Raw genomic sequence first — 1,240 nt, forward strand, 5'->3', positions numbered from 1 at the left:
GTGCTTATGCGCTGGGCGTATTGCTCGGCGCACCGCTGATGACCCTGACCACCGGCAGGATTCCCCGGCGCTATCTGCTGATCGGGCTCATGGCGATTTTCACCCTGGGTAATCTGATGTCAGCCCTGGCCACCGATTACTACAGCCTCATGGTCGCCAGGGTGGTGACCTCACTGAACCATGGTGCATTTTTTGGCGTTGGCTCCATCGTCGCCGCCAGCGTGGTCGCCCCGGAGAAACGTGCCGGGGCGGTTGCGGCGATGTTCATGGGCCTGACCCTGGCGACCATCGGCGGTGTGCCGCTGGCCGCCTGGTTTGGTGAACTGTTCGGTTGGCGCACCGCTTTCTGGGGAATTACCGGCCTCGGCGTGGTGACCATGGCCGCGTTGTGGTTCGCCCTGCCTAACCTGAAGACGCCGCAAAGCGTCGGTGTAATGGCCGAAATTCGGGTACTGGGGCGTGGTCCGGTGCTGGGCGCGTTGGCCCTGACCGTAGTCGGATCGAGCGCAATGTTTACCGTCTTCACCTACATCGCGCCGATCCTCAGCAGCGAGACCAATAGTTCCACCGCCTACATCACCGCCATGCTGGTGCTTTTTGGTGTGGGGTTGACGCTGGGCAATATGTGGGGCGGCATGGCCGCCGACCGCTCGATAGATCGCACCTTGATCGTCTCGCTAAGCGTTCTGATTCTCGTCTTGCTGGCGTTCACCCTGCTGATGCGTTGGACGGTGCCGGCTGCTCTGGCCATCCTGATATGGGGTATCGCCAGTTTCGCCCTGGTGCCGCCGCTACAGATGCGCGTCATGGAAGCAGCGAAGGACGCGCCCAATCTTGCCTCTGCGGTGAACATTGGCGCCTTCAATTTTGGCAACGCGATTGGCGCAGCGCTGGGCGGAGCGGTGATCAACGCTGGTCTGGGTTATCCGGCGATTTCCCTGGCCGGAGCGGCGATGGCTGCTCTGGGGTTGCTGATGGTGTTGGCTTATGCCTGGCGTTCCAGAACGATTGAAGCAGCAGTGGTGTGACGAAGATGAGGGGGAGTGGTTCGTTACCATCGATGAGTGGCGGCAAGTGGTAGATTGCTGCCCTTGGCGAGGGGCGGCAATCGGTCAATTTTAGCCATTGCTGACCGGCAGCCTGGGTCGATTTCAGCCCATCGCAACAGGCGACAATCGGCCAGAAGGAGACATTCGTTTGCGTCGGGATGCCCTCTATCCAGTCGTTAGGCATTAAGCAC

The 1,240-nt window shown here is 60.8% G+C and carries 1 protein-coding gene; it reads left to right on the top strand.

Annotated elements, in window-relative coordinates; translation table 11 throughout:
• Positions 1–1,028, top strand: a 1,028-nt coding sequence (locus tag ACXRVY_RS30030) for an MFS transporter (protein WP_458239076.1), incomplete at its 5' end; no start/stop codon positions are given.
• Positions 1,029–1,240 lie beyond the last annotated feature (212 nt).

The sequence above is a fragment of the Pseudomonas sp. P5_A2_2 genome (assembly GCF_054177685.1).